The 21,409-nt window shown below is 69.4% G+C and carries 25 protein-coding genes; 11 read left to right on the top strand and 14 right to left on the bottom strand.

Annotated elements, in window-relative coordinates; genetic code table 11:
- Positions 1-15: 15 nt before the first annotated feature.
- Both rfbB and rfbD read left to right on the top strand, forming a co-directional pair.
- Positions 16-999: a dTDP-glucose 4,6-dehydratase gene (rfbB, locus tag ACM6LU_RS01055; protein WP_414935675.1), complete on the top strand. Its 984-nt coding sequence runs from the start codon at positions 16-18 to the stop codon at positions 997-999.
- Positions 986-1,876, top strand: coding sequence for a dTDP-4-dehydrorhamnose reductase (rfbD, locus tag ACM6LU_RS01050; protein WP_414935674.1), 891 nt, complete (start codon positions 986-988; stop codon positions 1,874-1,876). Before rfbB ends, rfbD begins: the two co-directional genes overlap by 14 nt.
- 75 nt (positions 1,877-1,951) lie before the next feature.
- Here the strand turns inward: rfbD and ACM6LU_RS01045 are convergent, their stop codons facing one another.
- From ACM6LU_RS01045 to ACM6LU_RS01035, 3 genes are all read right to left on the bottom strand, one after another.
- On the bottom strand, positions 1,952-3,040 hold the full coding sequence (locus ACM6LU_RS01045; protein ID WP_414935673.1) for a glycosyltransferase family 4 protein: 1,089 nt from the start codon (positions 3,038-3,040) through the stop codon (positions 1,952-1,954).
- On the bottom strand, positions 3,033-5,546 hold the full coding sequence (locus ACM6LU_RS01040) for a glycosyltransferase (protein ID WP_414935672.1): 2,514 nt from the start codon (positions 5,544-5,546) through the stop codon (positions 3,033-3,035). Before ACM6LU_RS01040 ends, ACM6LU_RS01045 begins: the two co-directional genes overlap by 8 nt.
- 149 nt (positions 5,547-5,695) lie before the next feature.
- Complete coding sequence (locus ACM6LU_RS01035; RefSeq protein WP_414935671.1) at positions 5,696-6,634, bottom strand: glycosyltransferase family 2 protein; 939 nt, start codon at positions 6,632-6,634, stop codon at positions 5,696-5,698.
- Between the two features lie 19 nt (positions 6,635-6,653).
- On the opposite strand from ACM6LU_RS01035, the gene ACM6LU_RS01030 reads away from it, so the two are divergent.
- Together ACM6LU_RS01030 and ACM6LU_RS01025 are read left to right on the top strand one after the other, a co-directional pair.
- Entirely contained in the window at positions 6,654-7,712 is a 1,059-nt protein-coding gene (locus ACM6LU_RS01030) for a glycosyltransferase family 4 protein (protein ID WP_414935670.1), read from the top strand.
- 67 nt (positions 7,713-7,779) lie between these two features.
- The gene (locus ACM6LU_RS01025; RefSeq protein WP_414937048.1) at positions 7,780-8,916 is read left to right on the top strand and encodes a glycosyltransferase family 4 protein; all 1,137 of its coding nucleotides are present in this window, start codon (positions 7,780-7,782) and stop codon (positions 8,914-8,916) included.
- Positions 8,917-9,002: 86 nt separating this feature from the next.
- Here the strand turns inward: ACM6LU_RS01025 and ACM6LU_RS01020 are convergent, their stop codons facing one another.
- Positions 9,003-9,257, bottom strand: coding sequence for a hypothetical protein (locus tag ACM6LU_RS01020; protein ID WP_414935669.1), 255 nt, complete (start codon positions 9,255-9,257; stop codon positions 9,003-9,005).
- 133 nt (positions 9,258-9,390) lie between these two features.
- Here ACM6LU_RS01020 and ACM6LU_RS01015 point away from each other — a divergent pair, with 133 nt between their 5' ends.
- The gene (locus ACM6LU_RS01015; protein ID WP_414935668.1) at positions 9,391-10,254 is read left to right on the top strand and encodes a glycosyltransferase family 2 protein; all 864 of its coding nucleotides are present in this window, start codon (positions 9,391-9,393) and stop codon (positions 10,252-10,254) included.
- 138 nt (positions 10,255-10,392) lie between these two features.
- On the top strand, positions 10,393-10,623 hold the full coding sequence (locus tag ACM6LU_RS01010) for a hypothetical protein (RefSeq protein WP_414935667.1): 231 nt from the start codon (positions 10,393-10,395) through the stop codon (positions 10,621-10,623).
- Here ACM6LU_RS01010 and ACM6LU_RS01005 read toward each other — a convergent pair.
- Together ACM6LU_RS01005 and ACM6LU_RS01000 are read right to left on the bottom strand one after the other, a co-directional pair.
- Positions 10,620-11,054 carry a hypothetical protein gene (locus tag ACM6LU_RS01005; protein ID WP_414935666.1) on the bottom strand — a complete coding sequence of 145 codons (435 nt, stop codon included), beginning with the start codon at positions 11,052-11,054 and terminating at the stop codon, positions 10,620-10,622. The two genes, ACM6LU_RS01010 and ACM6LU_RS01005, sit on opposite strands and share 4 nt — an antisense overlap.
- A 211-nt stretch (positions 11,055-11,265) precedes the next feature.
- Positions 11,266-11,718: an adenylyltransferase/cytidyltransferase family protein gene (locus ACM6LU_RS01000; RefSeq protein ID WP_414935665.1), complete on the bottom strand. Its 453-nt coding sequence runs from the start codon at positions 11,716-11,718 to the stop codon at positions 11,266-11,268.
- 74 nt (positions 11,719-11,792) lie between these two features.
- On the opposite strand from ACM6LU_RS01000, the gene ACM6LU_RS00995 reads away from it, so the two are divergent.
- The gene (locus tag ACM6LU_RS00995) at positions 11,793-12,689 is read left to right on the top strand and encodes a DNA-3-methyladenine glycosylase family protein (protein ID WP_414935664.1); all 897 of its coding nucleotides are present in this window, start codon (positions 11,793-11,795) and stop codon (positions 12,687-12,689) included.
- Between the two features lie 101 nt (positions 12,690-12,790).
- Here ACM6LU_RS00995 and ACM6LU_RS00990 read toward each other — a convergent pair whose 3' ends face one another.
- The 7 genes from ACM6LU_RS00990 to ACM6LU_RS00960 form a co-directional block, all read right to left on the bottom strand.
- A complete protein-coding gene (locus ACM6LU_RS00990; protein WP_414935663.1) occupies positions 12,791-12,967 on the bottom strand; it encodes a hypothetical protein in 177 nt (58 codons plus the stop codon).
- 123 nt (positions 12,968-13,090) lie between these two features.
- Positions 13,091-13,441, bottom strand: coding sequence for a GntR family transcriptional regulator (locus tag ACM6LU_RS00985; protein ID WP_414935662.1), 351 nt, complete (start codon positions 13,439-13,441; stop codon positions 13,091-13,093).
- A 136-nt stretch (positions 13,442-13,577) separates the two neighbouring features.
- Complete coding sequence (locus tag ACM6LU_RS00980) at positions 13,578-14,273, bottom strand: hypothetical protein (RefSeq protein ID WP_414935661.1); 696 nt, start codon at positions 14,271-14,273, stop codon at positions 13,578-13,580.
- A 28-nt stretch (positions 14,274-14,301) separates the two neighbouring features.
- Positions 14,302-14,847 (bottom strand): NUDIX hydrolase, encoded by a 546-nt coding sequence (locus tag ACM6LU_RS00975; protein WP_414935660.1) that lies wholly within the window; start codon positions 14,845-14,847, stop codon positions 14,302-14,304.
- Complete coding sequence (locus ACM6LU_RS00970; RefSeq protein WP_414935659.1) at positions 14,844-16,238, bottom strand: coenzyme F420-0:L-glutamate ligase; 1,395 nt, start codon at positions 16,236-16,238, stop codon at positions 14,844-14,846. Before ACM6LU_RS00970 ends, ACM6LU_RS00975 begins: the two co-directional genes overlap by 4 nt.
- Positions 16,174-17,172, bottom strand: coding sequence for a 2-phospho-L-lactate transferase (gene cofD, locus ACM6LU_RS00965; RefSeq protein WP_414935658.1), 999 nt, complete (start codon positions 17,170-17,172; stop codon positions 16,174-16,176). Before cofD ends, ACM6LU_RS00970 begins: the two co-directional genes overlap by 65 nt.
- Positions 17,169-17,903, bottom strand: coding sequence for a GNAT family N-acetyltransferase (locus ACM6LU_RS00960; RefSeq protein WP_414937047.1), 735 nt, complete (start codon positions 17,901-17,903; stop codon positions 17,169-17,171). Before ACM6LU_RS00960 ends, cofD begins: the two co-directional genes overlap by 4 nt.
- A gap of 53 nt (positions 17,904-17,956) precedes the next feature.
- Here ACM6LU_RS00960 and ACM6LU_RS00955 point away from each other — a divergent pair, with 53 nt between their 5' ends.
- The 4 genes from ACM6LU_RS00955 (at position 17,957) to ACM6LU_RS00940 (ending at position 20,159) form a co-directional block, all read left to right on the top strand.
- Positions 17,957-18,151: a hypothetical protein gene (locus ACM6LU_RS00955; RefSeq protein WP_076163259.1), complete on the top strand. Its 195-nt coding sequence runs from the start codon at positions 17,957-17,959 to the stop codon at positions 18,149-18,151.
- A gap of 111 nt (positions 18,152-18,262) precedes the next feature.
- Complete coding sequence (gene fdxA, locus ACM6LU_RS00950; protein WP_007031860.1) at positions 18,263-18,583, top strand: ferredoxin; 321 nt, start codon at positions 18,263-18,265, stop codon at positions 18,581-18,583.
- Entirely contained in the window at positions 18,580-19,671 is a 1,092-nt protein-coding gene (dapC, locus tag ACM6LU_RS00945; protein WP_414935657.1) for a succinyldiaminopimelate transaminase, read from the top strand. The genes fdxA and dapC overlap by 4 nt, the downstream gene beginning before the upstream one ends.
- Positions 19,672-19,931: 260 nt before the next feature.
- Positions 19,932-20,159: a hypothetical protein gene (locus ACM6LU_RS00940; RefSeq protein WP_414935656.1), complete on the top strand. Its 228-nt coding sequence runs from the start codon at positions 19,932-19,934 to the stop codon at positions 20,157-20,159.
- Here the strand turns inward: ACM6LU_RS00940 and ACM6LU_RS00935 are convergent.
- On the bottom strand, positions 20,135-21,106 hold the full coding sequence (locus ACM6LU_RS00935; RefSeq protein ID WP_414935655.1) for a CHAD domain-containing protein: 972 nt from the start codon (positions 21,104-21,106) through the stop codon (positions 20,135-20,137). The two genes, ACM6LU_RS00940 and ACM6LU_RS00935, sit on opposite strands and share 25 nt — an antisense overlap.
- Positions 21,107-21,409 lie beyond the last annotated feature (303 nt).

Raw genomic sequence — 21,409 nt, 5'->3', positions numbered from 1 at the left:
AGGGAGGATCCCGGGATGCGCGTGCTGGTCACCGGAGGTGCCGGGTTCATCGGTTCGCACTACGTCCGTCAGGTGCTGAGCGGGGCGTACCCGAGTCTTGCCGACGCCGAGGTGGTCGTACTCGACAAACTGACCTACGCGGGCAATGAGGCGAATCTGGAGCCGGTGAGCAAGAACCCGCGCTACCGGTTCGAAAAAGGCGACATCTGCGACGCCGCCCTGGTCGGTGAGCTGATGCGGGGTATCGACCTGGTCGTCCACTTCGCCGCCGAGTCCCATGTGGACCGTTCGATCACCGGGGCGGCCGACTTCGTGCTGACCAACGTGCTCGGCACGCAGACCCTGTTGCAGGGCGCGCTCGAAGCCGAGGTCGGGAAGTTCGTCCACGTGTCCACCGACGAGGTCTACGGCTCGATCGACGAGGGATCCTGGACTGAAAGCCACGCGCTGGAGCCGAATTCGCCGTACTCCGCGTCGAAGGCGTCCTCGGATCTGTTGGCACGCTCCTTCTTCCGTACTCACGGTCTGCCCGTCTGTGTCACCAGGTGCTCGAACAACTACGGTCCGTACCAGTTCCCGGAGAAGGTCATTCCCCTCTTCGTGACCAACCTGCTCGACGGCAAGAAGGTCCCGCTGTACGGCGACGGGCTCAACGTGCGTGACTGGCTGCACGTGGACGATCACTGTCGCGGTATCCAGTTCGTCGCCGACGGCGGCAGGCCGGGCGAGGTCTACAACATCGGCGGTGGCACGGAATTGACCAATCGCGAACTGACCGAGCTGCTGCTCGGCGCCGTCGGCGCCGACTGGGAGAGTGTCGAGCCGGTCGAGGACCGCAAGGGGCACGATCGCCGGTACTCGGTCGACATCGGCAAGATCTCGCAGGAGCTCGGCTACACGCCGCAGCGGTCCTTTGAGGACGGTCTGGCCGACACTGTCGCCTGGTACCAGGAAAACCGGTCCTGGTGGGAGCCGCTGAAGAACCGTGCGGGGGCGTGAGGAGTTGCCGAGCATTCTCGTGCCGGGCGGCTCCGGCCAGCTGGGACAGGACATCGCGGCCTTGGCGCCGGACGCCGCGACACCGTCGTCGGCGGAGCTGAACGTGCGCGACACCGGTCAGATCGTCGCCGCGGTGACCGAACTGGCGGACCGGGCACGCGCGGCCGGAACGTCGCCGGTGGTGATCAACGCGGCGGCCTACACCGCGGTGGACGCGGCGGAAGCCGATGAGGAGCGGGCGTTCGCGGTGAACGCCGACGGCCCCCGGGTGCTCGCCGCGGCGTGCTCGTCGCGAGGAGTGCCGCTCATCCACGTGTCGACGGACTACGTTTTCCCTGGCGACGCGACTTCGCCGTACGAGACCGGTGATCTGCTGGGGCCGCTCAACGCGTACGGCCGGACGAAGGCGGCCGGTGAGGACGCGGTCCTCGGCTCGGGGGCTCGGTCCTGGATCGTGCGGACGTCCTGGGTGTACGGCAAGACCGGATCGAACTTCGTGAAGACCATGGCACGGCTGGAGAAGGAACGCGAAGAACTGTCCGTTGTGGACGATCAGACCGGTTCGCCGACGTGGTCCCGCGATCTCGCCGCCGGGCTGCTGGAACTGGCCGGGAAGGTCGCTTCCGGGCAGGGGCCGTCGCAACGGGTGCTGCACTGCACGGGTGGTGGGTCGACGACGTGGTGCGGGTTCGCGCAGGCGATCTTCGCGGAACTCGGCGCGGATCCGGCGCGGGTGAAGCCTTGTGCGACGTCGGAGTTCCCGCGTCCGGCGGTGCGTCCGGTGTACGGGGTGCTGTCGAACGCTTCGTGGCGCGAGGCGGGCCTCACGCCGCTTCAGGACTGGTCCGATGCGCTGAAGGCCTACTTCGGTTCTTGATCCCCTCGCGTTTCGTCCTCTAGTTGCGGTAGTTGCGCATGCAAGTACCGCAACTAGAGGACGAATTGCGGGCGGTCAGTGCTGGGTGCTGGCCTGGCGGTAGGCGGCGACGGTGAGTTCGGCGCACGTGCGCCACGTGAAGTTCGCGACGTGAGCGCGGCGCACGGCCGAGGTGGCGACGGCGTGCGGGTCGCTGACGGCGATCCGCAGGGCCTCCACGAGACCGTCGACGTCCTCGTAGGGGACCAGGCTCGCGCAGTTCCCGGCGACCTCGCGCAGCGCCGGGATGTCCGTGCACACCACGGGTACGTCCGACGCCATCGCTTCCAGCACCGGGAGCCCGAAGCCCTCGTCGCGCGACGGCAGCACCAGCGCGCTCGCCCCGGCGACGACCCTCCGGAGGTTCACGTCCGACAGGTAGCCGACATGCCGCGAACGTGGGCCCACGGGAAACGAGCCGGGGCCGACAAACACCAGTTCCGGCAGATCCGGCGCGGCCTCGTGTGCTTGCCGGAGCCAGTGCAGGCCCTTGCGCGGCCCGGGGGCACCGGCGAAGAGCAGGTACTTGTCCGGAAGGCCGAGTTCCTCGCGGCGTTCCTTGTCCGGTGGGCGCGCGGTGAACCAGGCCGGGTTCACCCCGAGTGGGGTGACCACGATCTTGCTGCGGTCGACGTCGAGCCGTTCGGCGATGCGGTCGGCGACGGCGTTGGTGGGCGTGCAGATCACGTCGGAGAGCCGGGCGCCCCGGCGGACCAGCCGAGGGAGTTCGTGATCGCTCGGCGAGAGCTCCCCAGGAGCGTCCAAAAAGGCCAGATCGTGGATCGTCACCACACCGGCCGCGCGGAGCCGTCCGGGCAGGACGAAGTTGGTGCCGTGCACGACGTCCGTCGGGCCGGCGAACAGTTCCACCGGCGGCAGCTGGGAATGCAGCCACGCCTTGCGCAGCAACCGTGCGGCCACCGGCATGCCGCGGGCCTGGACGCCGTGCGGCAGCACCTTCCGCAGGCGCCGCCAGCCGCGCAACGTGAACGCGACCGCGCGAGTGTCCACTTCGGACATCGACGCGAGCTCTTCGGACAGCGCGACCGTGTACCGGCCGATACCCGTCCTGGCACCGAGAAGCGGGGTCCCGTCGAGCAGGACGCGCAAGGGGCGGTCAGCCACGGCCGAGCCTTTGCCTGGCGACCTTGACCACCCGGCCGCCGACGCGCCGCACGAGTTCCTTCGGGCCGCCGTCGGCGAGGTACTCGCGGATCAAGTCGACGTCGCGACGCAGTATTTCCTTGCCCCGCACCGGTTCGGTGAGTACGAGGTCCGCCGAACCGGGTAGTCTGTCCGCGGCGGGGCGCGGGTTCCGGCAGAACTCCACCAGCGGTTTCAGCGCTTCCGGCCAGGCGTAACGCCGGGCGACGGCGGCCATCCGCTCGACGCAGCCCGCCGCGAACTCTTCGTCGTACAACGCCTTTTCCAGCGCGTCGGCCAGCGCGTCCACGTCCTCGGCCGGGACGACGACGCCGAGCCGTTCCTCACGGACCAGGTCGGCGAACGAGTCACCGTCGGTGGTGACGATCGGGAGGCCCGCCCAGAGGTAGTCCAGCACCCGGGTGCGGAAGGCGAACGTCGTCTCGATGTGCTCGTAGTGCGTGGTGACGCCGCAATTCGCGTCCAGCAGCCAGTTCTGGCGCTCCTCGTACGGCACCCAGTTCTGGTTGAAGAACACGTGTTTGCCGGTGAGCCCGAGCGTGTCGGAAAGCAGCATCGTGCGCGCGCCGATGTCCATCTCGGTGACTTCGGGGTTGGGATGCTTCATCCCGAGGAACACCAGGCGGACATCGCCGCGGCGTTGCCGCAGCCGCTCGATCGCGCGGACCAGGGTGAGCGGGTCGAACCAGCTGTAGACCCCGCCCGCCCACAGCACGACGTGATCGGTCTCGCCAATTCCGTCCAAAGTGGACCGGAGGCCGGGGCCGGTGCGAACCGGTGCCTGCGGCGGCAGGCCGAACGGGACGATCGAGAGCAGCGACTGGGTGGTCGGGTCGGCGTCGTAGAGCCGCGGCGAGAGCCTGCCCATCGCGGCGAGGTGGCCGAGCCAGAAGTGGCGCTGACGATCCGACGCGCACAGGAAGAAGTCGCCGCGTTCCAGTTGCGCGTCGAGGACCTTGGTGACGCCGATGAGGTCGAGGGCGCGTTTGTCGTCGGGGACGCCCTTGCCCTGTTCGAGCAGTTCCAGGTGCATCGGGTCGTACAGGTCCGCGACCACGATCTTGTGCGCGTACTGCTTCTTGAGCGAGGGCGCGAGTTCCAGCACGTGGCCCTGCAGGACGATGATGTCGGCCCAGGCGATCGGGGCTTCCAGGTCGCGCCGGGTCGCCGCGCTGACCTGGAACGCAGCGGGTGGCGGGTCGGCGAGGGGGTTGATCGTCACCAGGTGGACGTCGTGTTCGGTGGCCAGGGTCGCGGACATGTTCCACGCGCGGATCGCGGGGCCGGCCATCCGCTCGGTGATCGCGTCGCCGGTGATCACCAGTACCTTGCGGCGCTGCCCGAAGAGCGCGTCGATGCCGAACGTCTCGACCAGGATGTCGTGCGCCGCGAGGTAGCGCGGCAGTGGGTACGCGGGCTCCAAGGCCTTGCGCAGCAAGGGAAGCAGGTCGGCGTCGGTGCGGACACGGACGGCCTGTTCGGCGGCGCGGGACTCGGCGAGCGACGGCAGCAGTTCGACGAACTGGTCGATCGCCAGCACGCCGGCCAGTGTCGTCCGCGGCACCTCGACCGGACCGGTTTCGGCCGGGCCGACGCCCTTGGCGAGATCGAACCGAGTGGCGTCGAGATCGCCGCGCGCGGTCGCCCGGCGGACGGCGAGCGCCAGCGCGGCGGGCAACGCGCGTGACAGTGTCTCGTCGGAGAGGTTCTTGTACAGTGCGGCCAAAGCGTTGCGCTCCAGCAGAAACGTCTCACGGCCGGAGTCGGGGGCGTCCACTGTGGACATCGTGGCGTGGTGCTTGTGGTAGGTCAGCGATTCCGGCACGTACCGGACGCGCCAGCCGCGCAGGTTCAGTCGCCAGCCGAGGTCGACGTCCTCATAGAACATGAAGAACCGCTCGTCGAACCCGCCGAGTTCGGCGAACACCCCGGCGCGGACGAACATCGCCGAACCTGTCGCGAACAGGACGTCCTTGGCGATCTCGTGCTCGGCGGCCGGGACGTCGGCCAGCAGGCTGCCCGCGTGGCGCTTGTAGCCCATGCCGAACCAGGTCAGGCCCGCGTCGACGAAGTCGGTGCCGGTGCCGTCCCAGTCGAGGACCTTGCTGGCCACCGCGGCGACCGTCGGCTGCGCGCGCAGTTCGGCGACGGCCGTGCCCACCCAGCCGGGCGCGGGGCGGGCGTCGTTGTTGAGAAAAGCGAGGACGGTACCGGTGGCGTGCCTCGCGCCGAGGTTGCAGCCTCCGGCGAAGCCGGAGTTCACCGGGGACTCGACGAGCTTGACACCCGGGGCCGCCGCCTTGATCTCGGCCACGTCGGTGCCGCCGGAAGCATTGTCGACGCAGATGACCTCGAGGTTCGGGTAATCGTGTCCGGCCAGTGCGCGCAGGCAGGTGACGGTGTCGGCGGCCCCGCGATAGTTCACCACGATCACCGAGACGACCGGTTGCGTTTCCCCCTGCGTCAAAGCAGTACTCCCTGCACTCGATTGGACGGCGTCGATGAAGAGCCCGCGACCGCTTCGCGTCGCCAGGGCGCTCGTTCGCCTGCCCCTCACTACTGGTGCCGGCGAGGCCCTTCTCGGACTCAGCCTTCATCTCCGTCTTCTGCCAGAGCTTAAAGCCCGGCCCACGCGTCCCAGACCGCGCCTCGGCCGAGCGCCGCCCGCCGTCCGATGGCCCGCCGCTCGAACAGCGTGCGCGGAAGGCGGGCGACGACGGCACCCAGGACCCGGCACCGGAGGCTGAGACGGAAGTTCGGGGCCGCTGGTTTCTTGGTACGACGGAGCCCTCGAAGGGGGAGTATCGCCGTCAGGACGATGAACTTCACCAGTTGCCGGATCGCCACCTGTCCCGGAGCACACCGGAGGAGGGTCAGCAGGCGATTGCGTTCATTCCACAGGTGGAACTGGGCCGAACCGGGTCGAGTGCTCGCGCCATGCTGGTGGATGACCTCGGCGTCGGCGCTGACGACGTCCCAGCCCGCGAGCCGCAGGCGCCACGCGGTGTCGGTGTCCTCGTAGTAACAGAAGTAGGCGGCCGGGACTCCACCGACGGAGCGCAGTGCCTCGACGTTCAGCACGGCCGCGCCGCCGCAGAAGCCGAAGACCTCGTCGGCGGGCTCCGGCAGGTCGGCGCCGTGGCCGTCGGCGGTCAGGCGGACGCCGGTGGACTGGACGGTTCCGTCGGCCAGCGTCAGTCGGGCGCTCACAGCCGCGGCGAGCGGGGCTTTCGCGAGGGTGTCTTCGCAGTTCGCGAGCCATTCCGGGGCGGGCGCGGCGTCGTCGTTCAGCCAGGCCATCAGCGGAGTGTCCACTTTGTCCAGTGCGGCGGCCATGGCGCCCGCGTAGCCGGTGTTGCGCCGCAACCGGAGCACCTCGGGCCGCGACGGGTGGGTGGCGAGCAGCGCGGCCGTGCCGTCGTCGGAGGCGTTGTCGACGACCAGGGTGCGGTGCGGGCGGGACTGCCCGGCGAGGGCGTCGAGGCAGGCGGTGACATGCGCGGCGCCGCGCCAGGTGACCACGACGACGGTGGTGCTGGGCTCGGCGGCGGTCATGCCAGAGAGAATAGAGACCATGCCCGAACTGGTCGTGCTCGCCGAGCAGCTGCTGGCGCCCGTCCCCGGCGGAACCGGCCGCTACACCGGCGAGCTGCTGCGGGCGCTCGCCGAGACCGCGCCGCCGGGCTGGACGGTGTCGAGCGTGGTCGCACGGCATGCGAATATCGAGGCCGCGGTCGTAGAAGGGGTCGACGGACCGCGAGTGCTGCCGGTCCCGCCCCGGGTGCTGATCGCGGCCTGGCAACTGGGCCTGCCGTGGTGGCCGGGCGGCGACGCGGTCCACGCGCCGACACCGCTCGCGCCCGCACGGGTGCCGAGGGGGCGGACGCTGTCGGTCGCGGTGCACGACACCGTGCCGTGGACGCATCCCGAGACGCTGACGCCGCGCGGGGTCTCGTGGCACAAGGCGGTGATCGCGCGGGCCGCGTCGCGGGCGACAGCGCTGACCGTGCCGACGCAAGCGGTTGCGGACGAGCTCGCCGGGCTGGTGCCGGTCTCGGTCCCGGTGAGCGTGATTCCGCACGGGGTGCGGCCGCATACCGAGTTCGCCGAGGTCGCGCTGCCCGAGCGCTACGTGCTGGCGATCGGGACGATCGAGCCGCGTAAGGGCATCGACGTGCTGATCGACGCAGTCGGCCGGATCGGGGTGCCGCTGGTGCTGGCCGGGCAGCCGGGCTGGGGCGGGATCGATCCGGGGGCGCTGGCGCGTGAGTACGGCGCGGACGTCCGGCTGCTGGGGAAGGTGAGCGACGCGGAACTGGCGTTCGTGTTGCGGGGCGCGTCCGTGCTGGCGATGCCGAGCCGGGCGGAGGGGTTCGGGCTGCCGCTGATCGAGGCGATGGCGGCTGGGGTGCCGGTGGTGCACTCGGCCGTCCCGGCCCTGGTCGAGGTCACCGGGGGAGCGGGCATCGTCGTACCGGTGGGTGACGCGCAAGCGCTTGCTGGTGCCCTGCGAGACGTACTCGACCATTCGGAGCAGGCGGCAGCGCTGCGTGACAGCGGTCTCGACCGTTCGAGTGAGTTCACCTGGCAGCGTGCCGCTTCCGCCGTTTGGGCTCTTCACCTGCATCGTTAGTTTGTCGGTTCCCCGCCACGGGGGCAGGGCGCCGTCGTACTCTGCGGGGGTGACCGATGACCCTCGCGTGCTGATCGACGCGACAGCCGTCCCGGCGGACAGGGGTGGCGTCGGTCGCTACGTGGACTCGCTGGTCGCGGCGCTGGACACGGACGGTGCGCGGATCACCGTCGTCTGCCAGCCGCGGGACGCGGTGCTGTACGACCGGCTGGCGCCGGGGGCGCGGATCGTGCCCACCTCGCCGTCGACTTCGACCAGGACCGCGCGGCTGACCTGGGAGCAGGCGACACTGCCCCGGCTGGTCCGGCGGCTCGCCGCCGACGTCGTCCACTCGCCGCACTACACGATGCCGCTGGCCAGCCCGGCCGCTTCGGTGGTGACACTGCACGATGCGACTTTCTTCACCGACGCGATCCTGCACTCGTCGGTGAAGGCGCGCTTCTTTCGCGCTTGGACCGCGACGGCGCTTCGCCGCGCGACGCTGTGCGTCGTGCCGAGCATCGCGACGGCGGCCGAACTGGAGCGCGTCGGCCAGGTGCGGACGGCCGAGCTGGAGATCATCCACCACGGCGTCGAACCGGATCGATTCCATCCGCCCTCGCCCGCCGAGATCGAAGCCGCGCGAAAGGCCGTCGGACTCGGGAAGACGCCGTACGTCGCCTTCCTCGGCGCGCTGGAACCGCGCAAGAACGTGCCGGCGCTGATCCGCGGCTTCGCGCACGCCGTGATCAGCAGGCCGAACCCGCCCGCGCTGGTGCTGGCCGGTCAGCCGGGCTGGGATTCGCAGGTCGAGCGCGCACTGGACGCCGTACCGCACCGGTTGCGGGTGATCCGCGCCGGCTATCTGCCGTTCGACACTCTCGCCGGCTTCCTCGGCGGCTCCGAACTGGTCGCCTACCCGAGCCTCGGTGAAGGTTTCGGGCTGCCGGTGCTGGAGGCGATGGCGTGCGGCGCGAGCGTGCTCACGACACGGCGGCTTTCCCTGCCGGAGGTCGGCGGGGACGCGGTCGCTTATTGCGGTGTCGGCGCCGGAGACGTCGCCGCGGCCATCTCGGAACTGCTCGACGATCCGTCGCGGCGGGCGGAGCTGGCCGAAGCCGCGCAGCGGCGCGCGAAGGAGTTCTCGTGGGCGACGACCGCGGAGCGTCACCGGGAGGCCTACGCGAAGGCTTGGCACCGGCATGCGCAGCGGCGGGCCGGCTGAGGGGCACACCGGTCCCTCTGGCGGACACGTATCCGTATGAAAGCTCGTGACGCGTCCGGACGGTCGTCTCACAAGCTTTTCGCTTTCTACAGGTCGATGACCGCTTCGATGAGCCGGTCATGTCCCCACGTAATCGTGGTAGCCGCTTCGAGAGTGCGATCCGGCCGATCAGCTGCCTGCGGCGGGGTTTCCTTCTCCTTCTTGAAGTGCGGCTCCCGCGCGCCGGGCAACAGTAGGGTGTTCAGCTCTCGTCGTGAGCGCGAGAGTTGTGCCGGAGCGACCAGGGTCATGCACAGGAGATGGCGCTGATCACGCACCGACCCGTCGATGAAGGCGTGCACGGCATGGATCCATTCTGCCCGACCTCGATCGCGGAATGAGTTCGGGCGACTACCCATAGTTGCTTTGGGGCAAATGGTGCCGGACCGGGGTGGGGGCCGAAATCGCGTTCGGTGACGGGTGGACAATGGCCGCGTGACTGAGCACCCCAGCTACGGCGACGGGCTCGCCGTCGTGACCGTGACGTACTTCCCCGGCGAAACCCTCGAGAAGTTCCTCGACACCCTCGAGAAGGCGACGGATCGGGACGTCCAGGTCGTCGTCGCCGACAACGACTCCACGGACGGCGCGCCCGAGAAGGCCGCCCGGCGGGACAACGTCAAGCTGGTCAGCATCGGTGAGAACGTCGGTTACGGCACGGCCGCCAACCGCGGTGTCGCGGCGCTGGACGACAGCTACGGCTGGATCGTCGTGGTGAACCCGGACCTCGAATGGGAACCCGGTTCGCTCGACGCGCTGCTGGAGGTCGCCGGACGCTGGCCGCGTGGTGGCGCCTTCGGTCCGCTGATCCACGACCTAGACGGGACCGTCTACCCGTCGGCTCGCCTGCTGCCGTCCTTCGGCAGGGGGATCGGGCACGCGGCATTCGGCAAGTTCTGGCCGGGCAACCCGTGGACGCGCCAGTACCGCCAGGAGACCGGTACCCCGGTCGAGCGGACGGCGGGCTGGCTTTCCGGGTCCTGCCAGCTGTTCCGCCGCGAGGCGTTCGACTCGGTCGACGGATTCGACACGCGCTACTTCATGTACTTCGAGGACGTCGACCTCGGTGAGCGACTGTCCCGCGCGGGCTGGCTGAACGTGTACGCGCCTTCGTCCAGCGTCATGCACATCGGCGGGCACTCGACTTCGCAGGCTTCGGAAAAGATGCTGCGCGCGCACCACGACAGCGCCTACCGCTATCTCGCGGACCGTCACCGCGGCCTTCTGTGGAAGCCGGTCATGCTCGCGGTGAAGGCCGGTCTCGCGCTGCGGCTCAAGCTGGAGACCCGCAAGAAGTAGCCGTTCCGGCCACCGGAACTCGCGCGACTCGGCTTCTCACCCCGCCGCATCTCGCCGATCGGTTCACCCGATGGGGGTGCGTACTGCACTGTCGGCGACCTCGTCCTGTCTTTGCGTGCGATCCGCGGAGAACGGTTCTTGTCGCCGGAACGCACGAAGGAGTTCCACACGCCGCAGGTGCTCCACGGCAAAGGCGTTTGGTACGGCTTCAGTCTCGTATTCGTCTTGGAGCAGTTCGGCTCGGTGTGGAACTACTACAAGGACGGCGGCAACGCCGGTGTCTGCTCGCTCGCGCGGCACTATCCGGGCAAGGGGCTGCGATCGGGTGATCCAGGCTTTCTGACGGAGCTGCCCGCGAGTAGGGGCTAGATGCCGTCCAGCCGCCGCGAAAGGTTCGAACGCCCCGAAGGGTTCTGCTTCACCGTCGGCACCAAGCCACCGATCTCGTTCTCGACGGTGTCCGGCTCCGGCTGCTCGATCAGGGGGCTCTGCACCGGCGCGGCGGGTGGCCGCCGGTTGAGCGGGGTCGTCGCCTGCGGCAGGGGCCTGGTCGGCTGCATACCGCGACGGCGCGGGTACGGCTGCGGCTGTGTCGAACCTTCGCCCCGCACCGGCGGCAGGTCCAGCCGGGTGGTCGGTTCGGGCCCCGCCAGCGGGTGGTCGTTCTCCGCGATCAGCGAGGCCGGTAGCTGCGTGGTCGTGTCCGGGTCCGACGAACGGTCGATCTCGGCGACCACCGATCGGGGGATCTGCTGGGTGTTCGCGGAGTCCATCGGCGACGTCGCGTTGTCCGGTGTCACGACGAAGGCTCCACGCGCACTGGCGCGTGCGAGCAAGGCGTCCGCCCGAGCACGGGGGTCCATCCCCTAGGCCTCCCGACTGACCTGGGGCCCTCTGGGTTCAGGGCCGACTGTGTGACGTCTAGGGTAGGCCCTAGGAGCGGCTGCCGTCAGCAGACCCGCAAACGTCTTCGGACAATTCTCGGCAGGCACCTGGCCGGCCTCAAGGAACTCAGGCTTCCATGTCCGACAGGATCCGGGTGCTGGAGTCGGCCTTGTCGGTGCCCCCGATGCCGTAGAGCAACGTGATGTCGTTGCGGGCCCCCGCCTCGATCTCGTCGGCCGGAAGCTCGTCGACGCTGCGCCGATCGCCGCCGTTGCAGAACTCGAGTTCCGTGTCCGGATACGCCGCCCGGATCAGGTCGAACGATTCGTTGATGCCCGGCCCCTGCTCGACGGCGATGTACACGTCGTCGACGATGCGCAGCGCGCGGACGATCCTGGCCCGGATGTCCTCGGTCTGGATCACTTTGCCCTTTTTGAGCACTTGCTGGTGATCGTTGTTGACGATGACGATCAGGTAGCCGGACCGCGCTTGCGCGTCCTCGAACAGGTCGAGGTGGCCCTGGTGGAGCGGGTTGAAGTACCCGCTGACGATCGAGGCCTTCGCCGGTCGCTCGGTCATCGTCGGTGTCCTCCATCGGCTTACGGGTCGGGTGGCTCGGACAACCCTAGCCGAGTGCCGGGTAGTTTCACCGTGTGCTGTTCCGCCCCGGCTTCGAACTCGACCTGGACACCGTCCTGGGTCCGCTGAGCCGTGGGTCGCGGTCGCCCAACGTCGTCCGCACCGAGGGCGGGGTCACCTGGCTGGCCGCCAACACCGCGGACGGCGCGGGCACGCTCGCGCTGCTGCGGCGCGCGGACGGCGAGATCGAGGCGGAGGCCTGGGGGCCCGGCGCGGACAGGCTGCTCGACGGCGTCCCGGCGATGCTGGGCGCGCACGACGACGACTCCGAATTCGTGGCGCACCACGACGTCATCGCGTCGGCGCGGCGCCGGAATCCGGGACTGCGCCTCGGGGCTACCGGCCGGGTGTGGGACGCGCTGGTGCTCGCCGTGCTGGAACAGAAGGTGACCAGCGTGGAGGCGCTGCGGTCGTGGGGCGAACTGTGCCGCTGGTTCGGGGAATCCGCGCCTGGGCCCGGGCCGTCACGGCTGCGCGTGCCGCCGTCGCCCGTCGCCATCCGGTCCATTGTGGACTGGGAATGGCATCGCGCAGGAGTGGACCTGAAACGGCGAACGACGCTGATCACAGCGGCCCGCGTCGCGCCCCGGCTGGAGAAGGCCGTCGAGCTGAAGGGCGTCGAAGGCCGGGCTTGGCTGCGGAAGGTACCCGGCATCGGCGTGTGGACCGCCGCGGAGATCGCGCAGCGCGCCTGGGGCGACCCGGACGCGGTGAGCTTCGGCGACTACAACATCCCGTCGATGGTCGGGCACGCGCTCGTCGGCACGAAACTCGACGACGCCGGGATGTCCGAGGTGCTGGCGCCGTATTCACCGCAGCGGCAGCGCGCGGTGCGCTACCTGTCGACGGCGGGATTCCGGCGCCCGCGATTCGGGCCGAAGATCGAACTGCGCGATTACCGCGCGATGTGACTACCGCGAGTCTCGCGAGGCCGACGTCCAACACCTGCGGCGCCTTGGTCGATGTCCCCAATGTGGCATTGGGGACATCAGGCCCGAGGTGCGAGCCGCGCCTAGCTGCCCCAGCCCCGCGGCGGGTACGGCTGCTGCTGGCTCGGGTGCTGCGGGTACTGGTGATGAGGGAGCGCGGGCGGCTGCGGCTTGTTGTTCGACTTCACGAGGAAGAAGACGCCGATCCCGACCGCCGCCAAGACCACGAGGATGAGCACCAGCACCAGAAGGAAGACCATGCCAAGAGGTTAACCGGACGCCCCGTCACCAGCCGGGCGGCTGCTTCGGCTTGTTGAGCGCCTTGATCGAGAAGATGATCCCGGCCACGGCAGACCCCTTCGTTCGTTCCAGCGGACGGTAGATCAGCCCAGGGCGGCGTCGACGATCGCCTTCGCCTCGTCGCGGTCGAGGCCCAGTTTCCTGGTCAGCGCGGCGTAGTCGGCAGCTGCTTGCCTCACCCGTTCGCGGGTTTCGTCGCCGACGGCGCCGACGAAAGTGCCCGCCCGGCCGCGGGTCTCGATCAAGCCAGCCTCTTCGAGCTCACGGTAGGCCTTCGCGACCGTGTTGGGGGCGATGCCTAGGTCCTCGGCCAGTTTCCGCACGGTCGGGAGTTTCGCCCCGACGGGCAGTGAGCCGTCGTTGATCCGCGCCGCGTAGGCGGTGCGCACCTGCTCGAAGGGTGGGACCGAGGAGTTCGGGTCGACACTGACCATGCGGTTTCTCCCTGCTGGAAATGCCGTGAAGGCCTCCCTTCACCACTCTGAATCGACCTGCGCGCGCAGCGCGTCCGTTGTGGGCGGCGGTGGGGCATGGATGGAGTAGGGAAGGAGGCCTTCACGGAATGTCGGGCTACTGGCGGGGCGGGACCACCTGGGTCCGGTCGCCGCCGGGGACGACCTGAGTGGCGTCACCCGCGCTACCGGGCACCACCTGCGTCCGGTCACCGCCGGCGGGCGAGACGACCTGGGTGCGATCGGCGCCGGCGGGCGAGACGACCTGGGTGCGATCGGCGCCCGCGTCCATTTGCTGCTGCCGGGACAGGACCTGCGTGCGGTCGGCGCTGCCGTGGATCGGCGGCCCGGCCTGCGGAGGAGGAGGCGGGAAACCGGGCTGCGGCATCGGCGGCTGGAGCATCGGCGGCTGGAGCATCGGCGGCTGGGACATCCCGGGCGCGCCGAACGGGCTGGGCGGCGGCGCGAAACCCGCCGGAACCGGAGCCGGAGGCGGCGGGTAACCGGGCGCCTGGCCATAACCGGGTTGAGGCGGCGGAAAACCGGGCTGCTGCTGCCAGTTGCCCTGCGGGGCGGGGCCACCGGCGGGCGGGGGCGGCGGGAAGCCCGGAGCCGGGCCGCCACCGCCGAAGTTCGGGTTCTGCGGGAAGGCCATCGGCGGCTTCTTCGCCTGGTTGACCTTCACGATGATCACCACGATCACGATGATGACAATGATGATCGCCAGGATCAGCAGTACCCAGCCGGCGCCGTCACCGTCTCCGTCGCTGTGGACCCGGACCCGGCCCAGGTATGGCGTCAGCGTCGTCAGCATCATTCCCCCTTGAACGTCAGCCGACACCCTAACGGCCGAGGGGCGCGGGGAGGGCTGCTTCCACCAGTTCGGCGAGGTCTTCCGAGCCCTGAGGGAGAAAATTCACCGGCCACCAGCGAAGATCGTCCGATTCGTCGCTTTGTACCGGCCGCGCGCCCCGGGGTGCGCGCACGACGAAACGCACGTCGAAATGCCGGGTCGGCACGCCGAGCGAGCAGGTGATCGGATGGACGTCGAGATGCACCGGAACCGGGTCGATCACCAGCTCCTCGATGCCCGATTCCTCCCGTGCCTCACGCAGAGCCGCGTCCGCGAGCGTCGCGTCGCCCAGTTCGCAATGCCCGCCGAGCTGCAGCCAGCGTCCGACTCGCGGATGCAGGGTGAGGAGGACGTTTTCCGCTTCGGCGTCCAGAAGCACGGCCGACGCGGTGACGTGCCCGGCCGCGCATTCGCGGCGGCAGACGTCGTCACGGGCGGCCAGGAAGCCGAGATAGGCCTGGCGCAAGGATTCCTGGGCCGTGTCCACCGGCCGCCAACCGGACAAAGTCGACACGACATCGCTGTGCAGGGTCACAGTTCGAGAAGTCCTTCTCCGGGTTCGCTCGCGCCGCGAGCGGGCGGCAGGGCGGCGGGATGTCCGATCGCGACCGCGCCGAGCGGCTCCCAGCGCGCGTCCAGGCCGAGTACTTCGCGCACGATGTCCGCGGCGAAGATGGTCGACCCGATCCAGCACGAGCCGAGGTCTTCGGCGGCGAGAGCGACCAGCAGACCCTGCACCGCCGCGCCACCGGCGACCGTGAACATCGTGTGCTCGCAGGCATTCCGCCGCTCGTCGCGGTAGGTGTGCGCGCCCTCGGCGACGAGGAACGGCACCACGACCTCAGGGGCGTCGTACAGGATGTCGCCGCGGCTGAGGCGTTTCGCGACCTGCTCGGCGGTGAAGTCGTCGCCTTCGAGATCGGCCTGCCACGATGCCTTCATCGCGTCGAGAAGCTTACGGCGCAGGCCTTCCTCACGCAGCCATACGAATCGGACCGGCTTCGTGTGGTGCGGCGCGGGCGCTGTCAGCGCGGTCCCGACGGCGCGGCGCAGCACCTCGGGATCGACCGGTTCGCCGGTGAACGACCGGATCGAACGCCGCGCGAGCACCGCTTCCCGGCGGCCCTGCGCGATGGCTTCGTTGGTGCCGAGCCGGAACAGGTCTTCTTCGATCGGCCGGATCAGCTTGCGCGCGGTGGACCCGTCGTCGGTCAGCCGCAGTCCGCGCACGACGGCGGCGGGTGTCCCGCCGAGCTTGCCCTTGACCAGATCCGCCGCGGCGGCGAGTTCGTCGGCGATCGCCACCTCGGTGACCGCGAGTTCGTTGCCCTGGCTGTCGATCTCACCCTCGTACGAATGCAGCACCCGCAGCCCGGACGAGCCGATCGCGGCGTCGGTCTGCCCGACCCGCCACGCGCGGCCCATGGTGTCGGTGACCACGACCGCGACCTCGACGCCCATCCGCTCGCGCAGCCCGTTCCGCAGCGCGAGCGCGGAGGCGTCCGGATCCGTCGGCAGCAGCGCGACCTCACCGGAGGCCACGTTCGACGCGTCCACACCGGACGCCGCCTGCACGATGCCGAGCTTGTTCTCGGTGATCACCGTCCGGTTGATCCGCGCGATCACGCGGACGGACTCGTCCTCGACGAGTTTGCGCCGGGCGGCGTCACGCTCTTCGGGATCGGCGGGGACGCGGATCAGCATGCCTTCGGCCTTGGAGACGATCTTGCTCGTCACGACCAGGACGTCGCCCGAACGCAGCCAGGGGACCGCCTTGACGATCGCGCCGGTCAGGTCGTCACCGGGACGGAACTCGGGCAGACCTTCGACCGGCAGGATCTCGATTTTCGTGGAAGCGTGGTCACTCAACAGAAACTCCGGCCAGGTCGAAGGCCGCGAGCGCCATCGCCGCGGTCTTGTCCACATCGGACATCAGCAGGGGGACGTCGCGGACGGCGACACCCGGCACGTCGACGGTCTCGCCCTCGGCGACCAGCCAGCCGTCGAGCACCCCCTCCGCGGATCCCTCGCGGGAACCGTAATGCCGTCCGACGGCCTCGGCCGACGTCTCCACGCCGATCGCGCTCAGGCACGCGTCGGCCATGCCGCGCAACGCCTTCCCGCCGATGATCGGCGAGATCCCGACGACCTTGGCGCGCGTCTTCCGCAGCGCGGCGCGGATCCCGGGGACGCCGAGGGTCGTGCCCACCGACACCACCGGATTGGACGGCGCGAACAGCACGAGGTCGGCGGCCGCGATCGCCTCCAGCACTCCCGGCGCCGGTTTGGCCTCGTCGGCGCCGACGGCGATGATCGAATGCGCCTTCGGCTCGGCGCGATACCGCACCCACCACTCCTGGAAGTGGATCGCCTTGCGCTGGTCCGGATCTTCGGGATCGTCGATCACGACATGCGTTTCGACGCGGTCGTCCGACATCGGCAGCAGGCGCACGCCCGGCTGCCAGCGGTCGCACAGCGCCTCGGTGACCTGCGAGAGCGGATAGCCCGCGCGCAGCATCCGCGAACGGATCAGGTGCGTCGCGATGTCCTTGTCGCCAAGACCGAACCAGGTCGGCTCGGCGCCGTACTCGGCGAGTTCCTCCTTGACCGTCCAGGTCTCGCCCGAGTGCCCCCAGCCGCGTTCGGAGTCGATCCCCCCGCCGAGGGTGTACATGCAGGTGTCCAGGTCCGGGCAGATGCGCAGACCGTGCATCCACACGTCGTCCCCGGTGTTCACCAGCGCGGTCACCTCGTGTGGTGATTCCGGCGCGGAACCGACCGCGGGCAGACCCAGTGCTTGCTTGACCCCCAGCAGGAAGCGGGCCCCGCCCACTCCGCCGACCAAAATGACGACCTTCACGACAGGCGATCCTCGCACGTGTCCGGACCGGGGGCCCAGTAGCGGTACCTGTGGTGCTCCGTACAGCCCAGGTCCTCGTATAGCGCGAGCGCGCCGGAGTTCGCCACCGCGACCTGCAAGAGCATGCCCGTCGCCCCCTGAGCGGCGCCCCAAGCGCCCACCGCGTTCATCAGCCCGCGCGCCAGCCCCCGCCGACGGAACTCCGGCCGGACCTCCAGCCGGGCGATGTGCAGCCACTCGCCGACGACCGCACCGCGCACCGCCCCGGCCGTGACGCCGTCCAGCTCGACGAACCCGAAACCGACCTTGCCGGTGCCGAGAACGTGCCGCGGTGCCTCCGCGGGCGTCGCACTGCCCGCCGTCATCTCCCACCATCCGGACGTCGGCTCGTCGAGGATCACCGCTCCCCCCGAGGTCCCGCGCGAGAGCGGCCCGGTCAGCAAACGCACCTCGTGTGCCGGACGGTGTTCCACATAGTGGACCCAGCCCTGGGCCTCGATGGCGTCTTCGGTCGACGTGTTCTGGATCACCTGAACGGTCGGCGGGATGGAATGATCGTGGGCGAAGTCACAGACCTGTTTCAAGGCGTCTGGCAGCGGTTTTCCCGGGTCGCCGATCGCCAGGGCACTGTTCGCCCGGGCGGTGAACCCGCCGGCCCAGCGAAGCCTCCAGTCGCCGATCCGGCTCTCCAGCAGGGGCATCCAGGCCTGACTGCAGGTGAGCTCGAGCAATTCCGCAGTGTTCACGGTTAGATTGTGCCAAGGAAGGCAGTGGGAGGAACCCGATGAGCATCGCGCGCAAGGACGACCGGCACAACGAAGACCTGGTCCGCGAGATCTCCGACGGCTTCAACCGGGCTTTGGGCTCGGAGAAGGCCGTCGAAGAGGCGGACGCCGAAAAGGCGAAACCCGCCGCGCCGAAGTTCGTCATCACCGGGGACAGCAGGGCCACTCCGCCGCCTCGCCGAAAGGACCGCTGAGGGGCCCATACCCGGGGTACGGATAAGGGTGGCCTAAGCGGGCTGGTCGCGCCCGTGGGCGCGTAATGTCCGTTGCAGACTGGTGAAGCAGAGATAAAGCAGGAGTGCGCAGTGACCTACGTGATCGCCGAACCCTGCGTCGACGTGCTCGACAAGGCGTGTATCGACGAGTGCCCCGTGGACTGCATCTACGAGGGTGACCGGATGCTGTACATCCACCCGGACGAATGCGTCGACTGTGGTGCCTGCGAGCCGGTCTGTCCCGTCGAGGCGATCTACTACGAGGACGACGTCCCCGACGAGTGGAACGCCTACACCAAGGCCAACGTCGACTTCTTCGACGAGCTGGGCTCGCCCGGCGGCGCCTCGAAGGTCGGCAAGACCAGCCACGACCCCGCCTTCATCAAGGCTCTTCCCCCGCAGGGCGAATGAGCCGGATCGCCCTTCCTGATTTTCCCTGGGACTCCCTCGTCGAAGCCAAGGCGAAGGCCCAGGCGCATCCCGGTGGAATCGTCGACCTGTCGATCGGCACGCCGGTGGATCCGGTCCCCGAAAGCATCCGCGCGGCGCTCGCGTCCGTGTCGGAGGTCCCGGGGTACCCGACCACGCACGGGACACCTGAGCTGAGGGCGGCCGCGATAGACGCGCTTTCACGGCGTCACGGTGTCGAGGGCGTTCCCGAAGCGGCCGTCCTGCCGACGATCGGTTCGAAGGAACTGGTCGCCTCGCTGCCGCGTCAGCTTGGCTTCGGCCCTGGTGACCTCATCGTCATTCCCGAAGTGGCGTACCCGACCTACGAGGTCGGTGTGCTGCTGGCGGGTGCTTCGCTGCTACGCGCGGACAGCACTTTCGCGCTCGGTCCGCAGCGGCCGTCGATGCTGTGGTTGAACTCGCCGTCCAACCCGACCGGTCGCGTGCTCGGTGCCGACCACCTGCGCAAAGTCGTCGAATGGGCGCGGGAACGCGACGTCGTCGTGGTCTCCGACGAGTGTTATCTGGCGCTGGGCTGGGAAAGCGAGCCCGTGTCGATCCTGCACCCGTCCGTGCACGGCGGCTCCCTCGACGGCCTGCTCGCGGTCCACTCACTGTCGAAGTCCGCGAACCTCGCGAGCTACCGGGCCGGGTTCGTCACCGGTGACCCGAAGCTCGTCGACGCGCTGCTGGAGATTCGCAAGCACTCCGGGTTGATCATGCCGCGGCCGGTGCAGGAGGCCATGGTCGCCGCGCTGAAGGACGACGAAGCGCTTGCCGCGCAAAGGGAGCGTTACGCGCGCCGCCGACTGGTGCTGCGGAAGGCGTTGCTGGACAGCAATTTTGAGATCTCGTACTCCGAGGCGGGGCTGTATCTGTGGTCCACGCGCGGGGAAACCGCGCTCGACACGGTCGACTGGCTGGCCGAGCGCGGCATCCTCGCCGCGCCGGGGACGTTCTATGGGCCGACGGGTGGCCGGCACGTGCGCATCGCTCTGACGGCCACGGACGAGCGGATCGAGGCGGCCGCGGAGCGGCTCGCTTCCTGAGGCTGGGCAAGTACCTGGCGCCGTGAGCTGAAGGGGACTTTCCCCGCATCCGACGCGGTGAAAGCGCCCTTCGCCGCATCACATGCGGCCATGGGCCCCTTCAGCTCACATCGCAGCCCGGTGAGCGGGTCCGGGTCGGCGAGGAGTCGCCGCGCGGGTGCTGAAGATCAGTACCGAGCTGCTCGAGAAGTACACCGAGGGCGCGGACGACGCCCACGAGCGCGGCGAGAACACCCGCCAGTTCGACATCGGGTACCGCGGTGGACCGCTCGCCCGAGGCGTTGCCGCACGGTCCGCAGGCGACGGTGCTGGTGTTCGGCGACGGTCCGACTCTCGAAGGCGCCCGCCGGATCCTGCCCGAGGGCAGCGCACTGTCCGATGGGGACTTCGAAGACGTCGGCGGGCGCGCCTTCGCCGCGTACGAGGCCGAGAACGGGCGACAGGTGCAGATCCGCCCGGACGGCTACATTCGCGGGCTCACCGCCTGAGCGGCCGCGTCGACCTCTGCCCAGACGTCGCGCCACACAGCACGGACCTCGGCGCGGCGCAGCAGTTCCTTCTCCGCGACCCGGCCCGCGATGAAGGCGACCTCGACGTCGCTGGAGTCCAAGGTTCCCCGCATGCGATCGGCGGCGACACAGGCGTCCTGGTGGTCCCCGAGAACGGTCTGAAGGTCCTTCGTCGCCTTGATCAGCCTCTGGATTCTCGCCGCCTGCTTCTTCTTCGCGGCAGGCTTGGCCATCTCGGCGGCATAGCGCAGTTTCTTGCCGTAGATGCGGAGCGCGTGAAGGTCGTCATCCGGGGGATTCGAGGGAAGCGCCTTCACCGCCTTCGCGAGCTTGCGGTGCGGCTTCGCCAGCCCGGCGATGAGGCCGGCCGAGGTGAGAGGGGCTTCGGAGGCGGACTCTTCGGCCGCGGGCGGCCGGGCGAGACGGCCGATGTCCCGCAACATCGAGGCGTACCGGGGGCTGGCGAGCGCGCGGGTGAGCCGCCGTTTCGCGACACCGCGTTCGGTGACGAACATCGAGACCAGACGGCGCGCCGCGGGCTGGTCGCGCACCTCGAACTCGGCGACGACCTCGCGGAGATGCCCGATCAGGACGTCGTAGTCGCGGACGTCGCCGAGCGACTGGCCGAGCCAGCCGAGTTCCGCGCGCACCGGTTCGGCGTCCGGGCCGACAAGGCGGCCCGACAGCTTGAGGACACTGCGCATCCGGCGCAGCGAGACCCGCATCTGGTGCAGGTCCTCGGGGTCGGCGCCGGATTTGGTGCCGGGTTCGTGCGCGAGGAGCGCGCGGATCTCGACGTCGAGTTTGACCCGGACGTGGGCGGCCGCCGGATCGTCCGGCCCGGCTTTCGCGGGACGGTCGCCGAGTCCGAGCGCGGCAGGAGTGGTCGAAGGGGCGTTTTTGCGCGGCAGGGTCTCGGCTGTCACAAGATGAATTCTAGGTGAACTGGCAAGGTGGTCCAGGCTGTGTCGCTCAGAGCGCGCTTCCGGATTTCCGCGGCCGGGCTACGGAAATGGCGGATCACTCACCCAGCCGTGTCAGCGGCCCGCCCCCGCAAACCCGAGGCCTCCGGCCAAAAGAAACGCGCGCGCGTGCCCCTCACCCAACCAGTCCACTTCAAACCCGGGAGACACCCCCAGACCGTGACAGAAGCAAGGGACCTTTGCTATCGCTCTCTGGGGGAGAGTGACAGCAAAGGTCCCTTGCTCTCTTTTCGTGCTGCCGAGGGT

The sequence above is a fragment of the Amycolatopsis sp. cmx-11-51 genome (assembly GCF_047608665.1).
Taxonomy (GTDB): domain Bacteria; phylum Actinomycetota; class Actinomycetes; order Mycobacteriales; family Pseudonocardiaceae; genus Amycolatopsis.
The sequence above is the reverse complement of the archived record's forward strand: the minus strand, read 5'-3'. Positions and strand labels throughout refer to the sequence as shown.